The sequence below is a fragment of the Oceanobacillus kimchii X50 genome (genome assembly GCF_000340475.1).
Lineage (GTDB): Bacteria > Bacillota > Bacilli > Bacillales > Amphibacillaceae > Oceanobacillus > Oceanobacillus kimchii.
This window is the reverse complement of record NZ_CM001792.1, coordinates 1,076,374-1,101,400: the sequence shown is the minus strand read 5'-3', so window position 1 is coordinate 1,101,400 and position 25,027 is coordinate 1,076,374. Positions and strand designations below refer to the sequence as shown.

At 34.6% G+C, this 25,027-nt stretch carries 27 protein-coding genes, 1 other RNA gene and 2 riboswitches; of the genes, 6 read left to right on the top strand and 22 right to left on the bottom strand.

Going from position 1 to position 25,027, the window contains the following annotated elements; translation table 11 throughout:
- Positions 1 to 207 precede the first annotated feature (207 nt).
- The 5 genes from C794_RS21170 to C794_RS05910 form a co-directional block, all read right to left on the bottom strand.
- Positions 208 to 630 carry a hypothetical protein gene (locus tag C794_RS21170; protein ID WP_017796209.1) on the bottom strand — a complete coding sequence of 141 codons (423 nt, stop codon included), beginning with the start codon at positions 628 to 630 and terminating at the stop codon, positions 208 to 210.
- Positions 623 to 1,027 carry a cytochrome c oxidase assembly protein gene (locus tag C794_RS21165; RefSeq protein WP_026133739.1) on the bottom strand — a complete coding sequence of 135 codons (405 nt, stop codon included), beginning with the start codon at positions 1,025 to 1,027 and terminating at the stop codon, positions 623 to 625. Before C794_RS21165 ends, C794_RS21170 begins: the two co-directional genes overlap by 8 nt.
- A 91-nt stretch (positions 1,028 to 1,118) precedes the next feature.
- Positions 1,119 to 1,754, bottom strand: coding sequence for a response regulator transcription factor (locus tag C794_RS05920; protein WP_017796208.1), 636 nt, complete (start codon positions 1,752 to 1,754; stop codon positions 1,119 to 1,121).
- A gap of 18 nt (positions 1,755 to 1,772) precedes the next feature.
- Positions 1,773 to 2,861, bottom strand: coding sequence for a sensor histidine kinase (locus C794_RS05915; RefSeq protein ID WP_017796207.1), 1,089 nt, complete (start codon positions 2,859 to 2,861; stop codon positions 1,773 to 1,775).
- 16 nt (positions 2,862 to 2,877) lie between these two features.
- Positions 2,878 to 3,726: an SAM hydrolase/SAM-dependent halogenase family protein gene (locus C794_RS05910; RefSeq protein ID WP_017796206.1), complete on the bottom strand. Its 849-nt coding sequence runs from the start codon at positions 3,724 to 3,726 to the stop codon at positions 2,878 to 2,880.
- A 155-nt stretch (positions 3,727 to 3,881) separates the two neighbouring features.
- On the opposite strand from C794_RS05910, the gene C794_RS05905 reads away from it, so the two are divergent.
- On the top strand, positions 3,882 to 4,979 hold the full coding sequence (locus C794_RS05905) for an SDR family oxidoreductase (protein ID WP_017796205.1): 1,098 nt from the start codon (positions 3,882 to 3,884) through the stop codon (positions 4,977 to 4,979).
- A gap of 28 nt (positions 4,980 to 5,007) precedes the next feature.
- Here C794_RS05905 and C794_RS05900 read toward each other — a convergent pair whose 3' ends face one another.
- The 15 genes from C794_RS05900 to C794_RS05835 form a co-directional block, all read right to left on the bottom strand.
- Positions 5,008 to 5,508 carry a DNA-deoxyinosine glycosylase gene (locus tag C794_RS05900; protein ID WP_017796204.1) on the bottom strand — a complete coding sequence of 167 codons (501 nt, stop codon included), beginning with the start codon at positions 5,506 to 5,508 and terminating at the stop codon, positions 5,008 to 5,010.
- A gap of 18 nt (positions 5,509 to 5,526) precedes the next feature.
- Entirely contained in the window at positions 5,527 to 6,087 is a 561-nt protein-coding gene (locus C794_RS05895; RefSeq protein WP_017796203.1) for a maltose acetyltransferase domain-containing protein, read from the bottom strand.
- A gap of 49 nt (positions 6,088 to 6,136) precedes the next feature.
- A complete protein-coding gene (locus tag C794_RS05890) occupies positions 6,137 to 6,529 on the bottom strand; it encodes a hypothetical protein (protein ID WP_017796202.1) in 393 nt (130 codons plus the stop codon).
- Positions 6,530 to 6,712: 183 nt separating this feature from the next.
- Positions 6,713 to 8,017 carry a nucleobase:cation symporter-2 family protein gene (locus tag C794_RS05885; RefSeq protein WP_017796201.1) on the bottom strand — a complete coding sequence of 435 codons (1,305 nt, stop codon included), beginning with the start codon at positions 8,015 to 8,017 and terminating at the stop codon, positions 6,713 to 6,715.
- Positions 8,017 to 8,601 carry a xanthine phosphoribosyltransferase gene (locus tag C794_RS05880; protein WP_017796200.1) on the bottom strand — a complete coding sequence of 195 codons (585 nt, stop codon included), beginning with the start codon at positions 8,599 to 8,601 and terminating at the stop codon, positions 8,017 to 8,019. The genes C794_RS05885 and C794_RS05880 overlap by 1 nt, the downstream gene beginning before the upstream one ends.
- A 120-nt stretch (positions 8,602 to 8,721) precedes the next feature.
- Positions 8,722 to 8,823, bottom strand: a riboswitch (purine riboswitch).
- Between the two features lie 164 nt (positions 8,824 to 8,987).
- Entirely contained in the window at positions 8,988 to 9,362 is a 375-nt protein-coding gene (locus tag C794_RS05875) for a VOC family protein (RefSeq protein ID WP_017796199.1), read from the bottom strand.
- A 147-nt stretch (positions 9,363 to 9,509) separates the two neighbouring features.
- Entirely contained in the window at positions 9,510 to 10,073 is a 564-nt protein-coding gene (locus C794_RS05870) for a hypothetical protein (RefSeq protein ID WP_017796198.1), read from the bottom strand.
- A gap of 25 nt (positions 10,074 to 10,098) precedes the next feature.
- On the bottom strand, positions 10,099 to 11,529 hold the full coding sequence (locus C794_RS05865; RefSeq protein WP_017796197.1) for a sodium:solute symporter family protein: 1,431 nt from the start codon (positions 11,527 to 11,529) through the stop codon (positions 10,099 to 10,101).
- 12 nt (positions 11,530 to 11,541) lie between these two features.
- A complete protein-coding gene (locus tag C794_RS05860) occupies positions 11,542 to 11,760 on the bottom strand; it encodes a hypothetical protein (protein WP_017796196.1) in 219 nt (72 codons plus the stop codon).
- Positions 11,761 to 12,095: 335 nt separating this feature from the next.
- A non-coding RNA gene (ssrS, locus tag C794_RS20330) (6S RNA) lies at positions 12,096 to 12,281 on the bottom strand.
- A 58-nt stretch (positions 12,282 to 12,339) separates the two neighbouring features.
- Positions 12,340 to 12,480, bottom strand: coding sequence for a small, acid-soluble spore protein L (sspL, locus tag C794_RS20325; protein WP_017796195.1), 141 nt, complete (start codon positions 12,478 to 12,480; stop codon positions 12,340 to 12,342).
- Between the two features lie 93 nt (positions 12,481 to 12,573).
- Positions 12,574 to 14,181: an acyl-CoA synthetase gene (locus C794_RS05850; protein ID WP_017796194.1), complete on the bottom strand. Its 1,608-nt coding sequence runs from the start codon at positions 14,179 to 14,181 to the stop codon at positions 12,574 to 12,576.
- Between the two features lie 371 nt (positions 14,182 to 14,552).
- Entirely contained in the window at positions 14,553 to 15,149 is a 597-nt protein-coding gene (locus C794_RS05845) for a 3'-5' exonuclease (RefSeq protein WP_017796193.1), read from the bottom strand.
- A 12-nt stretch (positions 15,150 to 15,161) separates the two neighbouring features.
- Entirely contained in the window at positions 15,162 to 15,851 is a 690-nt protein-coding gene (locus C794_RS05840; RefSeq protein ID WP_017796192.1) for a CBS domain-containing protein, read from the bottom strand.
- 73 nt (positions 15,852 to 15,924) lie between these two features.
- A complete protein-coding gene (locus tag C794_RS05835) occupies positions 15,925 to 16,854 on the bottom strand; it encodes an MBL fold metallo-hydrolase (RefSeq protein WP_017796191.1) in 930 nt (309 codons plus the stop codon).
- 265 nt (positions 16,855 to 17,119) lie between these two features.
- Positions 17,120 to 17,222: riboswitch (SAM riboswitch) on the top strand.
- Positions 17,223 to 17,382: 160 nt separating this feature from the next.
- On the opposite strand from C794_RS05835, the gene C794_RS05830 reads away from it, so the two are divergent.
- Positions 17,383 to 18,486, top strand: a complete 1,104-nt coding sequence (locus C794_RS05830) for a 5-methyltetrahydropteroyltriglutamate--homocysteine S-methyltransferase (RefSeq protein ID WP_017796190.1) — start codon at positions 17,383 to 17,385, stop codon at positions 18,484 to 18,486.
- Positions 18,487 to 18,563: 77 nt separating this feature from the next.
- Here the strand turns inward: C794_RS05830 and C794_RS05825 are convergent, their stop codons facing one another.
- The gene (locus C794_RS05825) at positions 18,564 to 19,811 is read right to left on the bottom strand and encodes a glutamate-5-semialdehyde dehydrogenase (protein ID WP_017796189.1); all 1,248 of its coding nucleotides are present in this window, start codon (positions 19,809 to 19,811) and stop codon (positions 18,564 to 18,566) included.
- Complete coding sequence (gene proB, locus C794_RS05820; protein ID WP_017796188.1) at positions 19,808 to 20,926, bottom strand: glutamate 5-kinase; 1,119 nt, start codon at positions 20,924 to 20,926, stop codon at positions 19,808 to 19,810. The genes C794_RS05825 and proB overlap by 4 nt, the downstream gene beginning before the upstream one ends.
- A 411-nt stretch (positions 20,927 to 21,337) precedes the next feature.
- On the opposite strand from proB, the gene C794_RS05815 reads away from it, so the two are divergent.
- From C794_RS05815 to cydS, 4 genes are read left to right on the top strand one after another with little or no spacing between them, the layout of a single operon-like run.
- On the top strand, positions 21,338 to 22,108 hold the full coding sequence (locus C794_RS05815; RefSeq protein WP_017796187.1) for an NRDE family protein: 771 nt from the start codon (positions 21,338 to 21,340) through the stop codon (positions 22,106 to 22,108).
- 58 nt (positions 22,109 to 22,166) lie between these two features.
- Complete coding sequence (locus C794_RS05810) at positions 22,167 to 23,507, top strand: cytochrome ubiquinol oxidase subunit I (RefSeq protein WP_017796186.1); 1,341 nt, start codon at positions 22,167 to 22,169, stop codon at positions 23,505 to 23,507.
- Complete coding sequence (locus C794_RS05805) at positions 23,504 to 24,517, top strand: cytochrome d ubiquinol oxidase subunit II (protein ID WP_017796185.1); 1,014 nt, start codon at positions 23,504 to 23,506, stop codon at positions 24,515 to 24,517. The genes C794_RS05810 and C794_RS05805 overlap by 4 nt, the downstream gene beginning before the upstream one ends.
- Before the next feature lie 6 nt (positions 24,518 to 24,523).
- Complete coding sequence (cydS, locus tag C794_RS21355) at positions 24,524 to 24,619, top strand: cytochrome bd oxidase small subunit CydS family protein (RefSeq protein ID WP_375544880.1); 96 nt, start codon at positions 24,524 to 24,526, stop codon at positions 24,617 to 24,619.
- The last annotated feature ends 408 nt before the right edge of the window (positions 24,620 to 25,027 follow it).

Below are 25,027 nucleotides of genomic sequence, written 5' to 3'. Positions count from 1 at the left end.
TTTGTTTCCTCTTTTGAACATGACTCAAGTCATAAAGTGAAAAAAACTTCATCAGTGAGACTTCGTTTCTTCCCCAATCATAAAGGCATGACCTAAAGATCCTTGAACAAAATCGAACATTTTCGGTTTATATTCTTTCGCTTGAGCCCTATGTCTGAGGAAGTTACAGTCTGTTACATCCCAGATAAAAAAACACTGTCCTCATCATTATGAATGACTAAGAACAGTGCCTTCATGAACACTTTGCTTGCAAAACAATACGATTATATATATTAAACAGGAGCTAATCCAAAATAAAACAACTCCAGTTTGCTGATGTACAACTGGGTCAAAAGGTAATAAGGAAGCATAAAATTGTTCCGGAAAATTAATTTCTACAGGTAGGCAAACTTCAATTGCCGACATAAATAATGTTATATCTGAATATACACGATAAACTCCTTCATTTGCTGTATATAAAAACAAAAAATAAGGAATAAGGAGAAGGTGATGGATTCCGGCATATAGCCAACGTTTCTCACTCACTTTTACCTTATATAGAATCGAAATCCAAAATAATATGCTAGTACTGAATAATCCTAATAAAAAGAAATGATTCCAATATAATTCTATCCTTGCAAAATCAAACACAACCGGTAAATGGTATCCATAAAAAAAAAATTTGAAGCAATAACATCGAAAACCACGGTTTCGTTAACCAATCTACACATGTATGTACAAATGAGATTGTATTGATTTTAATCGGCTTCCAACCTGCTACTAATAATGGAGATGATATTACTATTAAAAGCATTAGCTGTATCATATGTCCTTGAAATGTTAAACGAGCAATAATATTTATCGGGCTACCAACTGCTAAAAATAAAGTTGTAACACCGAGTATAGTTAAAATACCTTTCTTCATCCCTCCAGAATCAGAAACAGGTAAAATAAAGAAATAACCTATTATATACAGTAAACAAAAAAGTAATATTCCTGCATTCCAAAGTGTTGAAAAATGAAATTCATTTAAGAAGATTTCAATCATGTAATCACCACGACTTTTAGCCTTAGAATATCTTAATTATAATTCATAACGTCTATTTACAAGCCGTATAGTTGTAACAATTCAATGACATTTAATCTTTAGTAATTCCATGTCTTACTGCAAAAATAGCGAGTTGCGTTCGATCTCTTTGCTCTGTTTTTTGCAAAATCGAAGTGATATAATTTTTTACCGTTCCAATGGTTAAAAATAATTCATCTGCGATTTCCTTATTCGTCAAACCATTCCCAATTAATGCCGTAATAGCATGCTCGCGTTCTGATAGCTGAACAGATAATTCCTGTTGCGATGTATGTAATAATTTCGGCATTACCTTTGCCGCTACCTCATCATGAAGTACTAGTCCACCTTTCATACAGCTGTAAATTGCATCAATTAGTTTTGTTCCGTCAGCAGTTTTTAGTAGAAATCCATTAGCCCCTTCTTTTAGAGATTGCAACGCATATTCATCATCATTAAACGTTGTCAACATAAGGATACGTACATTTGGCCACTGTACTTTGATTTTTCGTGTTGCTTCAATTCCATTCATATCCGGCATACGTACATCCATTAAAATAACATCTACGGTATGTTCCATCATTTTCTTTATTGCTTCAACACCATTGGTAGCTTCCCCAATTACTTTAATCTGCTTATCTTGTTCTAATAATACTTTTATTCCTTGCCGAACTATTTGTTGATCTTCTACTAACAGTACTCGATACAATATAATACCCCCTATCTTTTAATAAGGCTTCTGAACAGGGATTCTTCCTGATACAATAAAACGATTTTCTAATTGATATACATTTAAAGTGCCGTTAACCTCTGCCACTCTAACTTTCATATTCTTAAGCCCAAATCCTAATTCAAATTGCTTTGACTCAAATATAGCATTTGTGATTTCAAATGTAAGAGCACCATCAGCAGATTTACTTAATATAACATTTACTTCACGACTATTCGCATGTCGCATAGCATTTGTTATGGCTTCCTGAATAATCCGATATAGAATTACACTTTTATCATTGGAAAGAGGAACATTAAGAACACCTTTTTTCATTGTAAACTGTACAGTTATATGACTTTCTGCTTCTAACTTACGTATAAGATGAACAACAGAAGCAATACCTTCTGATTCATCTAGCTGCAATGTTTTTACTGCTTGCCTAGTGTCTTCCAGGCTCTCTTTTGCTAATTCCTTTAATGTGTCGAATGAAATAGAAGAATGTTCAATAGAAAGTAATTCCAACCGCATAATCAATGCCGTCAGCCTATGTCCAACTGTATCATGCATGTCACGTGCAATTTTTGTTCTTTCTTCCAATCGTGCATTGTTTTCTGCAGTTATATTCATTCTTTTTAATTTTCGATATTCGTTGAGTAATTCATGATAAATTTTACGATAATACTTTCGTTGATATATTTCTTTTAATACAAAATATCCACTGATCACAATTACAATAGTACTAATCAACAATTCAATCTGATAGCTTTGCTGGATCCACATTATCATCAAAATTTCAGCTAACAAAATTGCTGTTAGCCCATAGTACATACGAATGGATATACGATGAAGAGAATCCCACAATAAAAACCAAAGCAACACGACCGAAAAGAGGATTTCATTTACGAATTGTATTGCTCCTATAAAAACAACAAGTAATAATAACACGTATAATAACATTACTCTATGTTGAAAAGTGAGCAAAAAAAACAACAACAAAGCTACGGTACAAATCAAAATGTGATAGGGAACAAAACTACTTTCCATCGTAATTAGCAATAACCAAATAGCTAGAAATAGTCCTAGTCGTAACCAAAAAACTTTCATAAGTAACCTCTTTTAATCATTTTTGTTGAGATTTTTTAATATATATCCGCCAATCGGACCCAGTTTCAATTTGATATGCGTTTGCAAAAGAGCCTTGATTGATAGCTACTGCTAGTTTATCCAATGAATTTACAAACAATAACGGCTCTCCAAGTCGTGTTTCTGCGAAGGAACGTCCAAACAAAATATGATTCTGATACTTTTTCTTCCGCTCATTTTCGATCGATACTTCTACCCAATCACCATAACAATAACGTTCTTGGATAAACATTTCTCGATTTATATTTGTCCATAAATTTCCGAAACGGACATCTAATATATCAATATTTCCTGAAATAATCCCATCTTGAGACGACGAACCAGGAAGAGGTAAAGTAATGATTTCAGAAATATCAACAGACGGTCCAACACCTTCATAATTAATATTTCCTGAAGCTAATCTCGCACCAGTATACGCATATACATCTCTCCCATGAAACGTATAAGATTCTCCAGAACGCGGCAGTCGGTTTACTCTTTCATCAATTTTTCTGACTTCAGTAATTCCAATCCGATCTGCTACATGAGTCAACGTTCCATTATTTGGCGTTACTATGTAATGATTGCTCTTTGTTTTTGCAACTATACTCAATCGGTCCGTTCCTACTCCAGGGTCAACAACGGATATAAATATCGTACCTTCTGGCCAGTAGTCAATGGTCTGCGACAATCGATAAGAAGCATCCCAAATATTAAATGGAGGGATATCATGAGTTAAATCGTAAATTCTCAAATTCGAGTCTACCGATATCGATACACCATACATAGCGTTTACTGCTCCATCACTTAAACCAAAATCTGTTTGTAATACTAAGGGGTTTTTCATTAACTTTTCAAGCCTCCATACGTTATATCTCGTTTTACGATACTTTGATTGATTTTTATTATACGTACCGATTTCATTTTAATCAACGAAATGTTAGAAAACTTTAAAAACAAACGCTATACTAAAAATATCACGTGACTTTTGGGAGGAGTACAATGAAATATACTTTTTTTATTACTGGGTTTCCAGGATTTTTAGCTAGAAACTTAGTTCAGCAATTACTTAATGATTATCAAGACAATATTGAACATTTTTATCTACTTACCTTACCAGCGGAATTATCAACAGCTCGAGAAGTACTTAACCAGTCTACTTATCATTCCATACCACGAGATCGATATTCCATTATAAGCGGTGATATAACCAAAACAAACCTTGCAATAGAAACTAACATCAATAGACAATTGCAAGAGAAGGTTACACATGTATTTCATTTAGCAGCTATTTATGATTTAGCAGTACCATTTGATATTGCATGGAAAGTAAACGTTTATGGTACAAAAAACGTCAATAATTGGCTTAAAACATTAGGCAGTTTAAATAGATACATATACTTCAGTACTGCATACGTATCTGGTACTAGGCAAGGAACTATTTTGGAAACTGAGCTCGATATGAAACAAACATTTAAAAATCATTATGAGGCTACGAAATACGAAGCTGAAGTTCTTGTGGAAACTCTAAAAGAAATTATACCAACTACAATTATACGACCAGGGATTGTCAAAGGGCACTCTAAAACTGGTTACACTGAAAAATTTGATGGAATATACTTTTTATTGAATATGTTTGAACGTATGAAATTGATGAAACAAATTCCTTTTATAAGTGAAGGAAATGTAGAAGGCAATTTTGTACCTTACGATTATGTCCTAAAAGCAACGAGTTATTTAGGACTTCATCCAATTGGAGAAGATAAAACCTATCATTTAACTGACCCAATACCGTATACGATGCGACAGTTATATCAAATGATAGCTGAAATATACCTAAACGTAACACCAAATAAAACTATTTCTTTATCGCTTGCAAGTTATCCATTATCTTTTTCTTTTATTCGCAAATGGTTACAAACGGAAAAAGAAGCATTATCCTATTTTAAAAACAACTGCTCATATAGTAGTGCACAGGCAGCTAGAGATTTAGAAAATACAACAATTCGCTGCCCTGATTTTAAGGACCAGTTGCAACCCATGATCGATTTTTATCAAAAATACAAAGATGATTATCAACGTCATGTTATCATTACTTAATAGTTAGCTTAGAAAGCTTAGGAAGTTATTATAGATATTGACAAATAACTCCCCAAGCTTCTATCTTCTCTTCTAAATTTTTATTATATTTACCAGGTATCGGGCTAGTAGAAGGTAGTTTAACCACATCAACATTTGGAAAACTCTCTAAAGTAAAGTTTCTTTTAAATGTATCATAAGCTTTTGTTCCATTGCAGCCAATTAATTTAATTGTGGGGTATTCTTTTATCAAACCAATAATGTCATTAGGTTCAGCATCTTGAATATTTACATCAAGACTCCCTTCTCGGTAACAGGTTCCGATGGTATCCCACAGGGCGATACCATTTCTTTTCAATATACTTAATTTATCTTGATAATTCTCTACACGCTTTTCTTTCAGCAACGTAAACATTATACTCCAAAAATGATTTCTTGGATTCCCATAATATTGTTGTTCTGCAAGTGACTTCACTCCAGGCATTGATCCTACTATTAATACTTTGGGAACATCCGGAATAACTGGAGTGAATGATTGTAATCGATCCATTTAAATAACAGCCTTTCTTTATAACAATATTTCTTTTATAAATTTTGCTGGGTTTCCTCCGTACACTGAATTCGCTGGAACTTTTTTCGTAACAACCGCACCAGAAGCTATTACCGCATTATCTCCGATTGTTACTCCAGGATTAATAATTGCGCCTCCACCAATCCACACATTATCTCCTATCGTAACAGGTTTTCCATACTCAAGTCCGCTATTTCTTTCAGTTGGATGAAGTGGATGAGTAGCAGTAAAAATTTTAACTCCTGGTGCCAGCATGCAATTTTCACCAATTCTTATTTCACAAATATCCAACAGTATACAATCAAAATTTGCGTAGAAATTCTCCCCTACATGAATATTAAACCCATAGTCGCACCGGAAATGAGGTTCAATATAAAGATTCTTTCCCGTACTTCCGAATAATTCTTTTAACATACCTGAACGCTTGACAACATCCTCTTCTGTTGTCGCATTATAGTAACGAGTTGTTCTTCTTGCCAATTGTCTCGCTTTATATAATTCAGCGTCCGCAGGCTTATATAATTCGCCATCAATCATCTTTTGCTTCTCTGTTTTCAATATTCTTCCCTACCTTCAATTCTGATTATATTACCAAAATTATAACAACCTATTTTTCCCTAACCTCTTTTTGACTATGGTTATTTCGTTGTTTCCATTTATTTTGTATTTGGCTAATAAGTCCTTTCATCCATTGATATAATTCCTTCACCTGCATTCCAATAATCATCCAAACAAACAAAAATAAATGTCCAATGACTATAAATATCGCCCATCCATTTGCATCTCTTAGTTGATTCCAAATATAAACAATTTCATTTGTTCCTTCTAATCTGTATACACTAAATAGAAAAGTCATCAGTGGTAGTAATAATGAAAGTACAATGCCTAAAACAGAAACTATTTCATACTCTCTTCGTATCCAGTTTACAATGGAAATACATAATACAAAAAGCATCCCTAATAGATAAACTACAAATAGCAAAATTGGAATATCAATCATAACAACGCTCCTATTCTCTTATTCTATGATACAGCAAAAAAAATAGTAGTTTAAAATTTATGGAAGGGTAATTATATGTATTATTTTATATTAGCTAATAAATAATACAATAAAAAATAAGAAAAGAGGGATATATGCTCATACAATGAACAATATCCCTCTAACTTGAAATGAATCATTTTTTTAAACAATGTCCTCCGCTAACTCTCTGCTATCATTGGTTTGCTGTTTTTTAGAAAAATTCGGTAACATATGAAATATTATGTTTAATACTATTGCCGTTACACTGCCTGCTACAATTCCATTACTTGTTAATATTTGTAAACTATTTGGAATTTGCGCGAATAATTCTGGAACAACTGTAACACCTAAGCCCATACCAACAGAACATGCAATTATCATGGAATTCTCAGGGGAATCGCTAATTACTGCACTAAGCATTTTGATTCCTTGAGCAATGACCATACCGAACATTGCTACCATAGCTCCGCCTAATACTGCTGTTGGAATAATCGTAGTTAATGCTGCTATTTTCGGTATTAAACCTAAAGCAATTAACATTAGACCCGCAACGACTATTACTCTTAGTTTTTTCACACCGGTCATTTGAATTAAGCCCACGTTTTGAGAAAATGCCGTATATTGAAATGCATTAAATATACCGCCTAGTAAAATAGCCAATCCCTCTGCACGGTAACCTTTCGTCAAGTCTTTTTCCTTTAATTTTTTATCTGTTATATCCCCTAAAGCAAAGTACACTCCAGTAGATTCTACTAACGATACCATTGCAACTAAAATCATTGTAATAATCGCTGGCCATTCAAATGTCGGAGTCCCAAAATAAAAAGGTTGAATCATATGGAAATAAGAAGCATCTGCAACTGCCGTAAAATCTACTCTTCCCATAAAACTAGCAACAATTGTACCTCCAGCTAATCCAATTAGAATAGATATAGAACGTAAAAATCCAGTTGTAAAACGATACATAAGAATAATAAATAATAATGTGCCAAATCCAAGTGAAATATTTGCTAATGAACCAAAGTCACTTGCGCCTTGTCCACCACCAAGATTGTTAATTGCAACTGGAATTAAAGTAATACCAATAATGGTTACTACCGAGCCTGTTACAACAGGCGGGAAAAATCGAACAAGCTTGCCGAAGAATCCACTAATTAAAACTACAAAGATACCTGAAACAATAATCGCCCCATAGATAGCCGTTATTCCATACTGACCACCAATGGCGATCATAGGAGCAACTGCTGTAAATGTACATCCTAATACTACTGGCAACCCAATACCAAAGAAACGATTATTCATGACTTGAAACAATGTAGCAACCCCACACATAAAGATATCAATCGCTACAAGATATGTTAATTGTTCAACAGTTAATCCAAGTGCTTCACCAACAATTAATGGTACTAAAATAGCACCAGCATACATCGCTAATACATGTTGTAATCCCAAAGCTGCGATTTTCATTATATACGGGCCTCCTCTTTAAACGTAACTTTTCCATCCGACATTGATTCAACGATGGCTAAAGATTCTACTCGTATACCTTTATCTCTAAGCTGCTTTCCGCCAAATTGAAAACCTTTTTCGATTACAATGCCGACACCAATTACTGTCGTTTTAGCTTGTTTGGCAATTTCTAATAAACCTAAGGCTGCTTGACCATTTGCTAAGAAATCATCCATAACTAAGACAATATCATCTTCATGAAGAAAGTCTTTCGATACAGAAATTTCATTCGATGTCTTTTTTGTGAATGAATATACTTCAGCAGAATAGAGATGATCAGTTAGTGTTAGAGATTTTCTTTTTCTTGCAAAAACCACTGGTACATCTAACTCTAATCCAGTCATTGTAGCAGGAGCAATCCCCGAAGATTCAATGGTTAATATTTTTGTAATTCCAGCACTTTTAAATTTGTTTGCAAATTCTTCCCCAACTTGCTTCATTAATTTAGGATCTACTTGGTGATTCAAGAAAGAATCAACCTTTAACACAGTGTCCGATAACACTTTTCCTTCTTCTATGATTTTATTCTTTAGTAACTCCATGCTTCCCATTCCTCCTAAAATATAAAAAGCTCGAAAATCCGCCTATAAAAAAGCAGATTTCCGAGCTTGGAATGTCGAAAATTTAAAAACGATAGTCTTTGAAGTTTAATTAATAGAATATCGAATTATCCGCTTTTTCATAGTCGGTTCATTTACGGTAAACCGGTAGAAACTTGCAGGCCCTATCCCCGCGATTATATGAAAAAACTATATATAAGGTTTCAAGATGAAGAATGTATTCAGTATAGCATTTGCATACAAAAAAACAAGACATTATAAAAAAGAAAAACCTTTCTCACAATTGCGATAAAACAAAACTTCATTCGAGATTTTCCCCCGCTGAATGTTGTACCACAAAGGTATGAGCTAAAGACCCTTATAAAAGGTTACTTTTTTCTCCACTCTAAAAACTCTAAACGATTGCCGAAAGGATCGCGCACATAAAAACGTATCGCACCTGGAAGTTTATTATCTGATTGTGTCGATATTCCGTTTTCCTCTAGATAAGCTTGGAAGAGTGGAATGTTTTCCACTTCGATCGCAGGGTGTGCTTTTTTTAGTGAATGAAAAGGTTCTTCAATGCCTATGTGCAAGAAAACCCCTTCTTTTTTAAACCACACACCTCCATTTTTTTGTAATGCTTGTGGTTTTATTTCTTCATCAAACCCGAGTATATCTATATAAAACTTTCTCGCTTTATCTTCAGATCCTTTTGGTGCTGATAACTGGATGTGATCAATCTTTTTAATTTTAAAGTTCATTCTAACCCCCCCTTTAGCTCCTTACTCTTAGAATAGCAATAAATGGAAGAATTGAATAATTCTATTTTTGAATATACATTGATTACTTTTTGTTATCTTTCTTAAAGAAAATCCAAACTCATTAATTACTTATAGAAATTTTTTTATTTACCTTTTTTGATATATATAATTTTCTGATTCACCTGTATTTGCATTGATGACAAAAACTTGATCTATGAATTTAGATTTCACTTTTATTCTCCATAATGGTAGATAAACTAATTTGAGTTCTTTAATCTCATGTTGCGGTTTCTTTAATAAATACGAACGGTTAATCTGCTTTACTTGTACATCTTTAACAAACTTTTCAACTTCATCCATTTCAATAATTTGATGTGATTCTAATAATTCTCTATTCACATCAACCGTATTTAAAGGTAATGTTTTTGATAAAAGTCCTCTATAACCAGAGATTGCATCAACAAAAATATGTTGTTTTAATATTTTGGGGGCGAGAGGCGGTCTTTCTGCAATAATTAACGTATTTGCTACCCACATAGGATGATAGAAAAGATATTTTTCTATCGTATTATCTATTAAATATTGTTCATCTACTCCTCTATTGAACAACCGCATACGGAACGGTAGTGTTCGAAAAACATATTTATATAATCTCTCTAGAGTAATAGTTGGATCTTCACCTATACGTTGAATTGATATAGTTTTTACCATTTCCATCATCCTCTATTAACAATATTTAATCTAAATGATAGGAATCGACTAAGTCTTGAATTTCTTGTGATGGAGCTTTTGTGGTTAAACTTACGATAATCATCAATATTAAGGAGACAGGTGCAGCAATAATTGGTTCCGCATTTGTAGGTAAATCCGCAAAAAATACTAAAATTAAAAACAATAACGCACCACTAAGCATTCCTACCAGCGCACCTTCTTTTGTTGCTCTTTTCCACCATAATCCTAACACAATCGGAAAGCCAAATGAGGATAATAAAAACCCTCCAACCCATCCAACCATAACTGCGATGATTCCTGGTGGATCTATTGCAAAGTATATACCCACTAACATAGCTACAAACATAATTATTAAACTTAATCCTGTAATTCTTCGTTCAGTAGCTTGTTTATTGATATGTTCTTTGTAAATGTCATGGGCTACTCCTGCAGAAATAGCTAATAACATGGCATCCGCTGAAGACATAATCGCCGCTAACACACCAGCTAACATTATTCCAGCAAAAACAGGAGGCAAATATTCTTCAATAACCGATACAAAAATCATATCAGTTTGAGTAAGTGAGTCAACGACACCTAAATGAGCTCCAGCTATCGTGACGAAAAAGCCTGCAACAAATAATAATAAATAAAATACCGTTCCCCACATAGCTGAGCGACGCGCGGTTTTTGCATCTCTGGAAGCAAAGTTACGCATTACCACGGATGGAGAAATAATTCCGAACCATAAGAAAGCAATAAATAATCCGAAGTAAGACATCCAAGGTAATTGTATGTCACCAAATGTTGGATCTACTGCCAATGCTTGATTAAGTAAATTTGTAAAACTACCAAGGTCAGCAAAAATAAATATTGCTAAAATAATCATTCCTACTAACATAATGGCTCCTTGTATTAAGTCTGTATAAGTAATAGCCCACATACCGCCAAGTGCAGCATACAGTGTAAATCCAATTCCCAATACAATAACAGCTGTTACATAATCAATACCTAACACATACGATCCAATTATTCCCGAAGCTGTAAGCTGTGGTACCATGTAAAAGGTCATGGAGACAACAACAATAACAGCCGCAATAATTTGCACTGATTTACCAAAACGTTGTTTAAAAAAGTCAGGAACTGTTTTTACACCTGCACGGCGAATTTGTCCAGCAACTAAAAACATCACAAAAGGCAAAATAGCAATAACACCAAAAGCGTATGTTAAGAAGTATGGAAGTCCATTTACAACTCCTCCACCTACTGCTCCCATCAATGAACTCGAGCTAGTAACCGCAGCAAAAATCGCAAAAGCTCCAACTAATGTATTGATGCTATTGCCAGCTGTATAATAATCATTTTCCGATTGTCGTGCTCGTTTGTAAAAATAAATTCCTATAACGGTCATAATAACTAAGTATATAAGTAATATAGATGATTCAGCTATTTTCAAGTCTATCCCTCCTTATGATGATTTTTGTTTGTCTAATTTTTCTACCCAAAAAACATAAATAAACCCTAAAACCATCCAAATGAACAATCCAAAAAACATTAACCACCCTATAAGGGAGACCCCTAACCAATAAATATCTGTCGGCCACCAAAAAAAGACAACCATTGCATATAACGACATGATAATCGTCAAAACAATACCTGGATCCTTCCATTTTGGTTTATTTGACATGTGTATCATCCCTTTTCATCAAATTTTCATTTGCTGAATTATATGTAGCCAAGCATGAAGAAATGACAATGAAAACTATTGGCATCACTCTAATTGCTAACAGCCAGAAACAATACTTTAATAAATCATGTTGTAAAAATTGATTTTCACTCAGAAGTGCAGTTATCGTCTTTTAGCTCAATTTTTTCTATTCTGACGTAATCACCTTCGTAAATTAGGATTGGCAATTATGAATTTGAAGCATCTACAATTGATTGTCTTTTCAAAAACTGTGGAGATTAAAATACTAAAAAGCCCGCTCTCTTGTGAGAACGGGCTTAATCATAAGATTATGTATACAGGCCACATTTGCCGTATCTTGTCATAAAAAGTTTTAAACCACCACTTCGCAAAGTGGGTGTTCGCAGAAAACTTCCTGCCTTCCGCTTCAATGGCGGCTCGGCATTCCAATTTCGATGTAAAACTCCCTATTCCAACATTAGAGGTTAAAACTTATATTAATACGAACAATGTAGCTTGTAGAAATATCATAACGTTTTTTGTCCTATTTATCAATAAGCTATATTTACTAATTTTTTCCTATAACTTTGTATTCTTTTTCTTGGCACGTTGTTCTAATTGGCTTTGTGGGGACTGGCTTGCTTCATCTTCTGATTTCCCTTGCGGATTCAGACTAGAATTTACTTGTTTTTTACTCCAATTTGGATTTTTTTGATTCAATACGACCACCTCCTTGTCTTATTGTTCGTATTCTAGACAAGGATATTCATTTTAATATACATTCCAACTTGACTAAAGTTCTTTTCTTTTTATTTACAAAATAGAAAGATCAACATTTTCATAATGATTACGTAACGATCTTTTTAAGACTTTCCCGCTCGGATTTTTCGGAAGTACGTCCGTAAAGTCGAGATATTTTGGAGTTTTAAATTTAGACAATCGACCACTACAATATTCGATCACTTGTTGTTTTGTGACTGTATTTTCTTCTTTTAATACAATAATAGCAGTAACCGCTTCGCCCCAATAAGGATCTGGAACACTAATCACAGCTACTTCTGATACACCATCAATCTCATATATGATTTCTTCAACTTCACGACTAGAAACATTTACCCCTCCAGTTATTATCATATCTTTCTTACGGTCTACAATCGTTATAAAACCTTCTTCATCCATAAATCCTAAATCTCCACTATGAAACCATCCGTGCTTAAATGCTTCTTTCGTTTTCTCTGTTGCATATAAATATCCTGTCATCGAGTGAGGTGTTCGATGGACGATTTCTCCAACGGTTCCGCGAGCAACTTCATTTCCATCATCGTCTACAATCTTTGTCTGTACATTTAAACTTGGTAATCCAGCTGAACCTAATTTTCGTAGTTGGTCTTTTGGTTGTAATACCGTTGCTAACGGAGCTACTTCTGTCTGCCCATAACAGTTCCAGAGTTCGATTTGTGGAAGTCTTTCCGTCAACTCTTTAATAATTTCCATTGGCATAATTGCTGCTCCATAATAACCCTTTTTCAAGGAACTCAAATCTCTTTTATTAAAATCAGGATGACGCAACAAACCAATCCATACCGTTGGTGGGCAAAATAATTGAGTTACTTGCTCTTTTTCAATTGTTTCTAAGATTGATTCTGGACTCGCAGAAGGAAGAATGACACCACTTGAACCAATGTATATATTCGGACCTAAAAACACATGAAGTTGTGCACTATGATAAAGCGGCAATGCATGTATAGCAATATCATGACTTTCCATTTTACAATCAATAATAGTACTGACATATTCACTTACGATACTTTTATGAGTCAACATTACACCTTTTGGTTTTGATTCAGTTCCGCTTGTATAAAGTATATGTGCTAAATCATCATCATGAATTTCTACCTCTGGCATTGTAGAAGATTGATGAGATTGAATTTCATTTATTGCAATCCACGAATCTTCTATTGCCTCCTCTGCTGGATCTACTTCTAATACTATATAATGTTCAAGTTTTTTGTCTTCTGCAGCAGCTAATAGTAGATCTCTAAATTCATCAGATGCCATTACACCTACTGCCTTTGAATTTTCTAATATATATTTTATTTCTTGGGATGTAAGCATGTAATTAACAGGAATTAACACTGCGCCAATTCTGGCAAGTGCATACGTTACAAGTACAAAGTCTAAGCTATTTTTTGAAACTAAAATAAACTTGTCACCCTTTTTAATTCCTATATCCAGAAACCCATTAGCGGTTTGATTCACAAGATTATCAAGCTCTTGATAGGTTAGTCTTTTGTTTTTGTAAGCGATTGCATTTTTGTCTGGATAACGTTCTCTTGTTCTTGTTAATAAATCACCTAATGTATTTCTTCGTACTCGGTTAATTAGTTTATCTAACTCTGTATCGATTTGATTTAATTCCAATGACCTCACTCCCTGTATAATTATTTAACTATTATTATAATTCAGATATATGAGGTTGTCACTTTATTTTGTGATCTACATAGACCTATTGCAATAAAAGAGTTTACGCAAAACTTAAATCCGAATGATTGGATATTGAAAATCCGCTTCAGAAATATACTCCGCTTATGCTAAGGCGGCTGGCGAACCTCCGGATACTTTGCACTCCGGGTCTCAACAATGCCTCCTTTCCTGAGGACAAGGAAGACCTCGACAGCAAGCATAAAATCGTTTTTTGATTTTCAAGGAGTCTCCGTATATTTCTGAAGCTTATTCTAGCTATCATCCGTCTTACAATCAAGACTGTTAGTTATGTCCTGGCCCTATATAAATTAGAAATATAATTTGGTTGATTTTGTAGCTTTTTGCTTTCTAGCTGTTTTTGCTCTTTTGGATACGAGCCATCGTTCTATGAATTCTTCAGTTGTGCCTATTTTCTGCTCTGCTAAGGCTGCCAAAAAGATTTTTGCAGATGCTCGGGCATCATCCATCGCATGATGATGATTTAACGGTATCTCGTGGTAATTTGCAACTGTATGTAGTTTATGATTTTCTAATTGCGGCCAAATTAATTGGGAGATTTTAACCGTACAGAGCGACATATAATTTGGACATGGCATATCGTATTTATACAAAGATTGACGTAAGACACTCATATCAAAACTTGCATTATGTGCAATAAGTATCGTATCTTCTAAATATGCCGATAATGTGGGCCACAGTTCAGCAAAAGTCGGTGCTTCTTGAACTTGTTCCTCGGTGATTCCATGAACATATATATTGCGTGAACGAAATGGGGCTAATGGATTAATTAGTGAGTAAAACTCATCTATAATTTCAGTATCATTCATAATTACCACACCTATAGAACAAGCACTATTTCTTTTTTCGTTTGCTGTTTCAAAATCAATTGCTGCAAACTTAACCATTCAAAACTCCCCCTATATCTCCATGATATCCCAATTGGTAATAATGCCTACCAACTTTTCATCTTCTTTCCCTGTTTTTGTAATAAGCAAAGCCGCAAGTCGATTACCTTTTCCAACTTGTTCTGTAAATACGTCAGCAGCTTCATATACGGACATTTCCTCGCTTATAAAAAGATGATTATCTGATTTTTCGTATTCTAAAATATCTTTAGCAGTTGCATCCGTTATTTGTTGACCATCGTTCATAGAATTTGCTATCCATCGAGCAATGCCCTTGTGTGTAATTAATCCTTTAAAATCTTGATTCTCATAAATAGGTAACTTCGTTAATCCTCTATCTCTTACTACTTGAAGTAACTTTTGCATAGAATCGTTTAATTGGAATGTAACAACTTGTTTTATGAATGCATTCTTTACTTGTTTTGGACTTGTAAAATCTTCTTCTATTTTTTCGATACGTTCCACAATTGTATCATGAGGTTCTGCAATCGCATAGGAAACATCGATACGGTTATGAATAATTGCATTTCTGAGTTCAGCAAATTCCAATAAATCCTCGTAGTATCGTTTTATCGTAGCATTAGAGTCTGATAGAACTCGCACTGCTCTAGAGAAACCCATTTCTTTTTTGTTTAATTGTGATTTTAATGCTTTGTCAATACGATTAAATGCTGTGATAAAGCGCTCTGAATTTTTATACATATCTATTTCTCCTATCTTTGCGTTCTATCATTTTAACCGTTCAAACTTAACATTAAACATTCACTTATATCGTTTATTTCGCCTTGTAAAGTACTTTGCCGTTTTTTTCTATACTTCGTATGTCCTGATTTTCCGCTAAATAAATTAACCGAGTTAATGTCGCCATAAACTGACTGACAAAAGCTGTCCCTTTCATAGGTCCATAAATTTTAGTTGTTATTTTAAAAGCAGACATCGGTTTGTCCGATAAAAGTTGTTTGAGTTCCTCAAGACGAAAGAGATGTCGATTATAAGTTTCCATTATTCGTTCTGATAAATTTTCCATCTCTTTTCCATGACCAGGTAATGCTAATCTACTCGGATATTCCTGTAATTCTAATAAAGATGGTAAATAGTCCTTTAATGGGTTCAACTCTTCTCCCATCCATAAGCCAATCACTGGTGAAAGATGCTCTAACACATGATCACCTATAATCATTATTTCTTCTTGCTTATTATAAAAACAATAGTGATCAGGAGCATGTCCAGGTGTCCAAATTGCTTGAAAAGGCTGATTACCTAAGATGATTTGATCACCATCATCAAAAAATCCGTCTGGTTCAAAATCATAGATAAAAGAAAAATCCTTTATTTTTAACGGTAATGGCGGTGTACCATGACGTTTAATTAGTGATTTCATTCTTTCCATATGTGATTTCCGATCTTTTCCCTTAAGCATTTCTTTATATCCTCGTCTAGATACAAAGACGGGGATGGCATATTCCTCTTGAAACCATTTTGCTAATCCTATATGATCCTCATGAGTATGCGTTAATATCAGCTTTTCAATTTGATAATTATCCAAAACCGCCTTCCAAGTTTCCTTAGTTTCCGTGGCATAAATACCGGTATCTATGACAGTATATCCTTTTTCTCCTTTTATTAAATAGCAATTCACTTCCCCCATTGCACCTTTAAACCGCACTACTAATTGAAATATATCTTCTGTCATTTTCTTTAGCATGAAATACCTCTTTCTAACACCATTCAATGTATAAATGAGCATATTGTTATTTTATCGTTCCAAGATGGAATTGCAAGACAAAGGAACTAAAAATACATCAAAAGCAAATAACATAAAAAGATACTTTTTATTTTGAGATATCTATTCTTCCTCGAAAGAATGGTAGTTAAATTACTGTCGTTTACATACTCGATAAATATTTATTAAAAAACTATTGACATCCTATTCGATATCTTATAAAATTTCTATTAATTAAATATGACAATTCTTATCCAGAGAGGTGGAGGGACTGGCCCAAGGAAGCCTCGGCAACAGACTTATTTAAGTACTGTGCCAATTCCAGTAGCGTAAATGCTAGAAGATAAGAAGAGTATATCGTACGGTTTCCTGTACCCTCTTCTTACTTGTAGAAGGGGGTATTTATTTTTCCCCTATTCTCTGTACAGAACTGTCATATGTTAGTTTCATAGAGCAAGACCCTACTCTGTGAGACTAAACAAAATTTAATGGAGAAAGAAGGAAGGAAAAATGACAAAAACAATAATCAAAGCACCATTTCGAGCAGACCATGTAGGTAGTTTGCTACGACCAGAGCGTTTGCATCAGGCTAGAAAAAATTATTCGGATGGAAATATCTCAGAAAAGGAATTGAGAGACATTCAAACAGAAGAAATCAAGCGGATCGTAGACAAACAAATTGAAATAGGTCTACAAGCTGTTACGGATGGTGAGTTCCGTCGTTTATGGTGGCATACGGACTTTTTAGAAGAATTGAATGGTATTGAAGGATATATTCCAGAAAAAGGTTACTTATTTAAAGGAATTGAAACAGAGAGATATAACATTCGTAATAACGGAAAGATTAGTTTTCCAACAGACCATTCATTTGTCAAAGATTTCATTGAATTTAAACAGATAGTAGGGGAGCGTGCTGTTGCAAAACAAACCATTCCTAGTCCAAATCAATTATTTCACAAAGGAACACGCAACCCAGAAGTTTATCCAGATATTCAATCTTATGCAGAAGACATTATCACTACGTATCGAGATGCAATCCAAGCATTTTACGAAGCTGGATGTCGATACCTGCAATTGGATGATGTATACATTGCCGGCTTGAACGTAGATGAGTTAATAACATTTGAAGAAGATTTATCTCGTCAAGAGTTGATTGATTTATCTTTATATGTTGTAAATAGTGTACTTGAGAATAAACCAGATGATTTAATCGTAACTACACACTTATGTAGAGGAAACTATCGTTCTACTTGGGCATTCGAAGGCAGTTATGCTCATATTGCCCCAACCTTATTTGCTAATGAAAAAGTGGACGGATTTTTCTTAGAATATGATGATGATCGTTCAGGCAGCTTTGAACCTTTAGCTCATATACCTAATGGAGGACCACAAGTCGTAATTGGAGCAATCACTTCTAAATTCGGTGTGCTAGAGGACAAAGAAGAGATCATTAAGAAAATCAAAGATGCTTCACAATATATTCCGTTAGATCAAATTTCGCTTAGTCCGCAATGTGGATTTGCATCAACACATCAAGGAAATAAATTAACAGAAGAAGATCAGTGGAATAAATTACGTTATATCGTTGAACTCTCCAAAGAGATTTGGGGATAAGCTTAATAAAATCTATAAATAACTCCAAACTACTTATTAGACTTCCTATATAAGCTGAAAGTAGTTTGGAGTTTTAATTAATTGCGAATTTGGCCTGAGCCTGAAATCACAAATTTAATTGAAGTTAATGCTTCCAGCCCCATTGGACCTCGAGCATGTAATTTTTGTGTACTAATCCCTATTTCTGCACCATATCCGAATTCAAATCCATCTGTAAATCTAGTTGAAGCATTGTGATAAACTGCTGCAGCGTCAACTTGAAGTTGAAATTGTTCAGCATTAATCTTGTTTTCAGTTATAATAGCTTCCGAATGACGTGTACCATATCGATTGATGTGGGCGATCGCTTCTGATACTGAACCAACTATTTTTACACTTATTTCACTTGCTAAATACTCCGTTTCCCAATCTTTTTCCTCTGCTCTTATAGCAGTTGGAAATCTCTCCATAACGAATCCATCCCCGTGAATTGTTATGTCATGAGATTGCATGCTTTTTAATAGTTCTAAACCATGATTTTCAAACCACTGTTTATGAATAATTAATGACTCGATTGCATTACATACTGATGGTCGTTGTAGTTTTGCATTCAAAACAATTTCCGTTGCCATCTCTACTTTAGCAGATTCATCTAGATAAACATGGCAGTTCCCTGCACCGGTTTCAATAACAGGTACCGTAGATTGTTTTACCACTGTTTCGATTAATTGTTTTCCTCCCCTTGGTATTAAAACATCCAGATATTCATTTAATTGAAATAGTTGATTCGCTACTTCTCTTCTAGTATCTTCTATTAATTGTACAGCTTCTTTTGGTATGGAGCTAGAAGTTAATGCATCATGAATTACATGAATAAGTGCTTTGTTAGAATGTATAGCTGAAGAACTACCACGTAATACTACTGCGTTTCCTGTCTTTATTGCAAGTGAAGCTGCATCAACAGTGACATTAGGTCTAGCTTCATAAACCATTCCAATAACTCCAATTGGGACCCGCTTCTTCGTAATAAATAAACCATTGTCTTTTTCTATTATTTCTAGGGTTTCACCAATAGGATCAGTTAATATAGTTACCTGTAAAATTGCTTCAGCTATATCTTGTAATCTTTCCTCATTTAATTTAATTCTATCGATAACCGAATCAGATAAACCTTTTTTCTTTCCCTCTTCTATATCCAGGACGTTTGCTGTTATTATTTCTTGTTTTTTATCTAGAATTGCTTGAGATATTAATTGTAATGCTTCATTTTTGTCATCAGTTGTAGATAGGGCCATTTGATAACTTGCTTGTTTTGCACTCTTAGCTTTCTCTATCACTTCATTCATAGTAACTCCTCCTTTATTTGATCAACCATAACCCACGAATCTCTGTGAATAACCTCAATAGCAGAAAGTTGCGTCACCTGTTTTGCTTTTTTTAATGTTTTGGCTGCTTTGAGCTCTTCCGATGAACAGCTCACTTGTCCTCTTCCTAATAATTTACTTCTATTATAAACTTCTACAACATCTCCATCTTCAAAATCCCCCTGAATATTTACCACACCAGCTGACAGCAAACTACTTCCGTTATACATAAGCGCTTGGGTAGCTCCATCGTCAATAAGTAGTTTTCCTTCTAATGTCGAGTGAAGAGAAATCCATTGCTTGCGAATGGAAATTTGTTTACTTCGAACACTTTTGACATAAGTACCCTCTCCATTACCATTAACTATTTCTAGTAATTTAGATATTCCTTCCCCCTTACCAATAAAAACAGGGACTCCGAGAGAAGTAGCAACCTTTGCTGCCATCAGTTTCGATTTCATACCCCCAGTACCTAATTTCGAACCCGATACATCTGTTTCCTGTATCATTTCGTCAGTAATTAAATCAATTGTGTCGTAGCGTTTCGCACTCACATATTTACCAGGGTGTTTATCATAAATTCCATCAATATCGGTTAATATAATTAATTGAGCTGCATGAATAGCTCCACTAACTAAAGCAGAAAGCATATCATTATCCCCAAACGTTAATTCATCAACTGCAACTGTGTCATTTTCATTAATAATCGGAATAACGCCTCGTTCTAATAACTCCAACATAGTAGAAGTAGCATTTTTATACCGTTTTTGAATCGAAAAATCAGTCCTTGTTAATAATAATTGAGCAGATCGAATATTGTATTCCATAAACTTATTCATATAAGTATGAATTAATAGACCTTGACCGATGGCCGCAGATGCTTGTTTTCCTTTTAATGTAACAGGCCTAGAAGAGTATCCTAGGTTTCGAAACCCAGCTGCAACAGCTCCTGAGGAAACTAAAATCACTTCGAAATTATGTTGATGTAACATAGCTAACGCATTTACATGATCTTCTAATTTTTTATGATCAATTTCGCCTTTTTCATTCGTCAGTGAGCTACTTCCAATTTTTATAACTACCCTCTTTTTATTCATATTCTTCTCCTCCTCATTATTCTCTAGATGTCTATTCTCAGATATAATAAAAAACCCTTTCATCCCAATTTAACAAAAAGGGACGAAAGAGTTTTCTTCCGCGGTACCACCACAATTTAGATGCGATCGAACTTGCATCTCACTTCTTCCATTAACGCTGGATAAACGCCCATGTTTGCATGAGACTCCAAAGGTAGGTTCTGATAAATCAGCAATGACGGAATCTCTCAGCTAATAAATTCCGATCTCTTTCATTCGATATTTACATACTATTCCTCTGTTAAACGTTCAACTGTATTGTAATTTATTATTATCAGTTTCTCATTAATTGTCAACAGCTTTACTTATATCAATCTGATTTTTAGGAAAATCAATCCTTTCCATTTATAATTATGAATAGGAGGTTTGATTATGTGTTTAATAACTTTTGCTATCCAAAAACATTCACTATATCCATTTATATTGATTGCCAATCGTGATGAATTCTATGATCGCCCCACTGCAAAAGCTACATTTTGGGATGATGCTCCAGAAATTCTAGCAGGAAGAGATTTAAAATCAAAAGGTACATGGTTGGGTATAACAAAAAAAGGAAAAATTGCAGCAATTACCAATTACAGAAACCCTTCACTTCCTGAAACAGGCAAATATTCAAGAGGAAAAATACCTGTTGATTTTTTAAATTATGAAATAGATTCAACACATTTTTTATCTGATTTAGAACAAGACAAATCCTTATATTCGGGATATAATGCTTTATTTGGTAATTACCAAAAGCTCTATACTTACAACAATATTTATAATAGTAGCGAACAATTAGATTCAGGCATTCACTCATTAAGTAATGATAAACTGAATACTCCGTGGCCAAAAGTATTAAAAGCCAAAGATTTATTACAGTCGTACCTAGAAAAAAACCAAAATATTTCTAGCGAGTCGTTGTTTCATATCTTGAAAAATGCTGATAAGCCTAGTGATCAATGTCTTCCTGACACTGGTGTAGGAATCCATTTAGAACGAAATTTATCATCTATGTTCATAGATACGGGTAATTATGGAACAAGAACATCTACGATTATTTTAGTCGATAAAAAAAGCAATGTTACCTTTATAGAACGTACGTATCACCAAGGCAAAGCAATAGGAGATATAAATTACCATTTTTCGATTGTATCCGATTAATTTTGTTAATCAACGGGTAAATTAATACAATATGATTGTTCTATAAGGAGGTCCACAAATGATATTCGATGATCCGGTATATGCCAGCCGAATGCTGACTTTACTCACCCTCTCTTTTCATATTATTTATGCAACAATTGGCGTCGGCGTTCCATTAATGATTATGATTGCCCAATGGATAGGAATTAAGAAAAATGACATGCATTACTTACTAATGGCAAGACGTTGGGCCAAAGGATTCATTGTAACAGTAGCTGTCGGAGTAGTTACAGGTACGGCTATTGGGTTACAGCTGTCACTGCTCTGGCCAAGTTTCATGGAGCTAGCTGGTAATATTATCGCACTTCCTCTATTTATGGAAGTATTTGCATTCTTTTTTGAAGCTATTTTTCTTGGTATTTACCTATATACTTGGGATCGCTTTGATAATCAAAAAAAACATCTCTTATTACTAATACCTGTTGCCGTAGGTGGCGGTATGTCTGCTTACTTTATTACGGTAGTTAACTCGTTTATGAATTCTCCAGGCGGATTTGATATTGCTAATGGCGAGCTTGTTAATGCTAATCCACTTGCTGCCATGTTCACAGTTTCCATGCCTACAAAAGTTGCGCATGTTTTATCTACTGGTTATATGACGATTGCTTTTGTTCTTGCTGCGATTGCAGCCTTTCGTCTATTACAAGGTTCAAATCGTGAATATCATAAGAAATCACTTAACATGCTAATGAAAATAGGTTTTGTCTTTGCCCTAGCAACAGCGTTAATTGGAGACCTCTCTGGTAAATACTTAGCAGAATACCAGCCGGAAAAACTAGCTGCTGCGGAATGGCATTTTGAGACTTCTTCTGAAGCGCCTTTAGTTATGTGGGGGATTCTCGATGACAACAATGAACCGCAATACGCATTGGAAATCCCTTATGCACTAAGTATATTAGCACACAGCTGGCCAACAGCAGAAGTTATTGGTCTAAATGAATTCCCTGAAGATGAGCAACCTCCACTTGTCATTCATTATTTTTTTGACACGATGGTGACCATCGGAGTATTTATGCTTGGTTTATCATTTATTTATTGGCTTGGTATTCGAAGAAGCTGGAACTTTGTCGAATCAAAATGGTATCGTAGGCTCATTGTTCTCGGAGGTCCATTATCGTTCTTAGCTATTGAAGCTGGCTGGTGGATGGCTGAAGTTGGTAGACAGCCCTGGATTTTACGAGGAATTATGACCATTGACGAAGCAGCAACAACCAGTGATTATGTTGGAATTATGTTCTTCTTATTTGTACTACTTTATCTTATCTTAGGAGTAGGAACTGTAGTTGTTTTAAGAAAAATGTTCCAAAGAAATCCGATAGATAAAGACATCGAGAATTTTCAAGGTGGTGACCAATCATGATATTAGAAATTATCGGTATTTCTGTGCTTTGGTTATTCCTATTTGGATATGTCATCGTTGGTTCAATTGATTACGGTGCAGGTTTCTTTAATGCATACAGCATTCTAACTGGAAAACAACATATCGTGTCTAAGGTAATTCAGCGTTATCTTTCGCCAGTATGGGAAGTCACAAATGTATTTTTTGTATTTTTCTTCGTAGGAATCGTTGGATTCTTTCCAGAAACAGCATTTTACTTTGGCACCATTCTCCTTGTTCCTGGAAGTTTGGCCTTAATCTTACTGGCAATCCGTGGGTCTTATTATGCTTTTGAATCATATGGAAAAAAAGGACACAAAGGTTATGCATTTATGTATGGAGCATCTGGAGTATTACTTCCAGCTTCTCTGTCTATTGTATTGACAATATCGGAAGGCGGATTTATCACCATTAGTAATGGGGAGCCACAACTTGAATATCTTGATTTATTTACAAGCCCACTAACATGGTCAATTGTAGTATTGAGCATTATCGCAGTGCTCTATATTTCTTCTGTATTCTTAACCTGGTATGCAAATGAGACCGGAGATGAAGGAGCAACAAACTTAATGCGGAAATATGCACTAGTTTGGTCCGTTCCACTTATCCTTGCAGCTTCGGGGATTATTATAGAACTGCGTTTCCATAATGAAGAACACTTTAACAATATTATTGATCTATGGTGGATGTTCGGAATATCTTTTCTATTATGGATTGGTACCGTATGGTTAATATGGAAACGTAAGAACTACATTAAAGCATTCTGGTTATTAGTTGGTCAATTTGCTTTTGCCTTTTTCGGATATGGTATTTCTCATTACCCATATCTTTTATACCCTTATATTACTATATCCGAAGGTTTTACCAATCAAGCAATGGCGATATCTTTAATTATTGCCTTCATACTAGGTATGGCATTATTAATACCATCGCTGTATTTGCTGTTAAAGCTATTCTTGTTTGATGAAAACTATAAAAAAGGAAAGAAGTGATTAAATATGATTAATGATTTTCTAATTTTTATCGCACCCTTCCTTATTTTGTTTGCTGCAATGGGAATTTCATTTTATGTAGCACTAAAAGATGGATCATAAAGAGAAAAGTGATGGGCGCCGTACAGAAACGTAGAGACTGGACTGACATGACTGAGATATAGGAATCACGGTGAGGTATAAACCGATGATGACTTATCGTAGAGCATGGTGGGAAGTCGCCTAGTTTTTGGCGCACAGAACTGGATCATAGAGAAAAGTGATGGGCGCCGTACAGAAACGTAGAGACTGGACTGACATGACTGAGATATAGGAATCACGGTGAGGTATGAACCGATGATGACTTATCGTAGAGCATGGTGGGAAGTCGCCTAGTTTTTGGCGCACAGAACTGGATCATAAAGAAAAGTGATGGGCGCCGTACAGAAACGTAGAGACTGGACTGACCGAACCGCATCGAATATTAAAATCCGATGCGGTTCGGTTCTTTATTGTCTATTAAATTTATTT

Bases quoted from the DNA above. Each gene is read 5' to 3' on its own strand.
- C794_RS05885 (WP_017796201.1), bottom strand. From the start codon at position 8,017: ATGAAAATCGCAGCTTTGGGATTACAACATGTATTAGCGATGTATGCT.
- C794_RS05910 (WP_017796206.1), bottom strand. From the start codon at position 3,726: ATGAAAAACCCCTTAGTATTACAAACAGATTTTGGTTTAAGTGATGGA.
- C794_RS05805 (WP_017796185.1), top strand. From the start codon at position 23,504: ATGATATTAGAAATTATCGGTATTTCTGTGCTTTGGTTATTCCTATTT.
- C794_RS05915 (WP_017796207.1), bottom strand. From the start codon at position 2,861: ATGAAAGTTTTTTGGTTACGACTAGGACTATTTCTAGCTATTTGGTTA.
- C794_RS05870 (WP_017796198.1), bottom strand. From the start codon at position 10,073: ATGGTAAAAACTATATCAATTCAACGTATAGGTGAAGATCCAACTATT.
- C794_RS21165 (WP_026133739.1), bottom strand. From the start codon at position 1,027: ATGATTGAAATCTTCTTAAATGAATTTCATTTTTCAACACTTTGGAAT.
- C794_RS05835 (WP_017796191.1), bottom strand. From the start codon at position 16,854: ATGCTAAAGAAAATGACAGAAGATATATTTCAATTAGTAGTGCGGTTT.
- C794_RS05900 (WP_017796204.1), bottom strand. From the start codon at position 5,508: ATGGATCGATTACAATCATTCACTCCAGTTATTCCGGATGTTCCCAAA.
- C794_RS05875 (WP_017796199.1), bottom strand. From the start codon at position 9,362: ATGAACTTTAAAATTAAAAAGATTGATCACATCCAGTTATCAGCACCA.
- proB (WP_017796188.1), bottom strand. From the start codon at position 20,926: ATGAATAAAAAGAGGGTAGTTATAAAAATTGGAAGTAGCTCACTGACG.
- C794_RS05825 (WP_017796189.1), bottom strand. From the start codon at position 19,811: ATGAATGAAGTGATAGAGAAAGCTAAGAGTGCAAAACAAGCAAGTTAT.
- C794_RS05810 (WP_017796186.1), top strand. From the start codon at position 22,167: ATGATATTCGATGATCCGGTATATGCCAGCCGAATGCTGACTTTACTC.
- cydS (WP_375544880.1), top strand. From the start codon at position 24,524: ATGATTAATGATTTTCTAATTTTTATCGCACCCTTCCTTATTTTGTTT.
- C794_RS05840 (WP_017796192.1), bottom strand. From the start codon at position 15,851: ATGTATAAAAATTCAGAGCGCTTTATCACAGCATTTAATCGTATTGAC.
- C794_RS05905 (WP_017796205.1), top strand. From the start codon at position 3,882: ATGAAATATACTTTTTTTATTACTGGGTTTCCAGGATTTTTAGCTAGA.
- C794_RS05860 (WP_017796196.1), bottom strand. From the start codon at position 11,760: ATGTCAAATAAACCAAAATGGAAGGATCCAGGTATTGTTTTGACGATT.
- C794_RS05880 (WP_017796200.1), bottom strand. From the start codon at position 8,601: ATGGAGTTACTAAAGAATAAAATCATAGAAGAAGGAAAAGTGTTATCG.
- C794_RS05890 (WP_017796202.1), bottom strand. From the start codon at position 6,529: ATGATTGATATTCCAATTTTGCTATTTGTAGTTTATCTATTAGGGATG.
- C794_RS05830 (WP_017796190.1), top strand. From the start codon at position 17,383: ATGACAAAAACAATAATCAAAGCACCATTTCGAGCAGACCATGTAGGT.
- C794_RS05815 (WP_017796187.1), top strand. From the start codon at position 21,338: ATGTGTTTAATAACTTTTGCTATCCAAAAACATTCACTATATCCATTT.
- C794_RS05845 (WP_017796193.1), bottom strand. From the start codon at position 15,149: ATGGTTAAGTTTGCAGCAATTGATTTTGAAACAGCAAACGAAAAAAGA.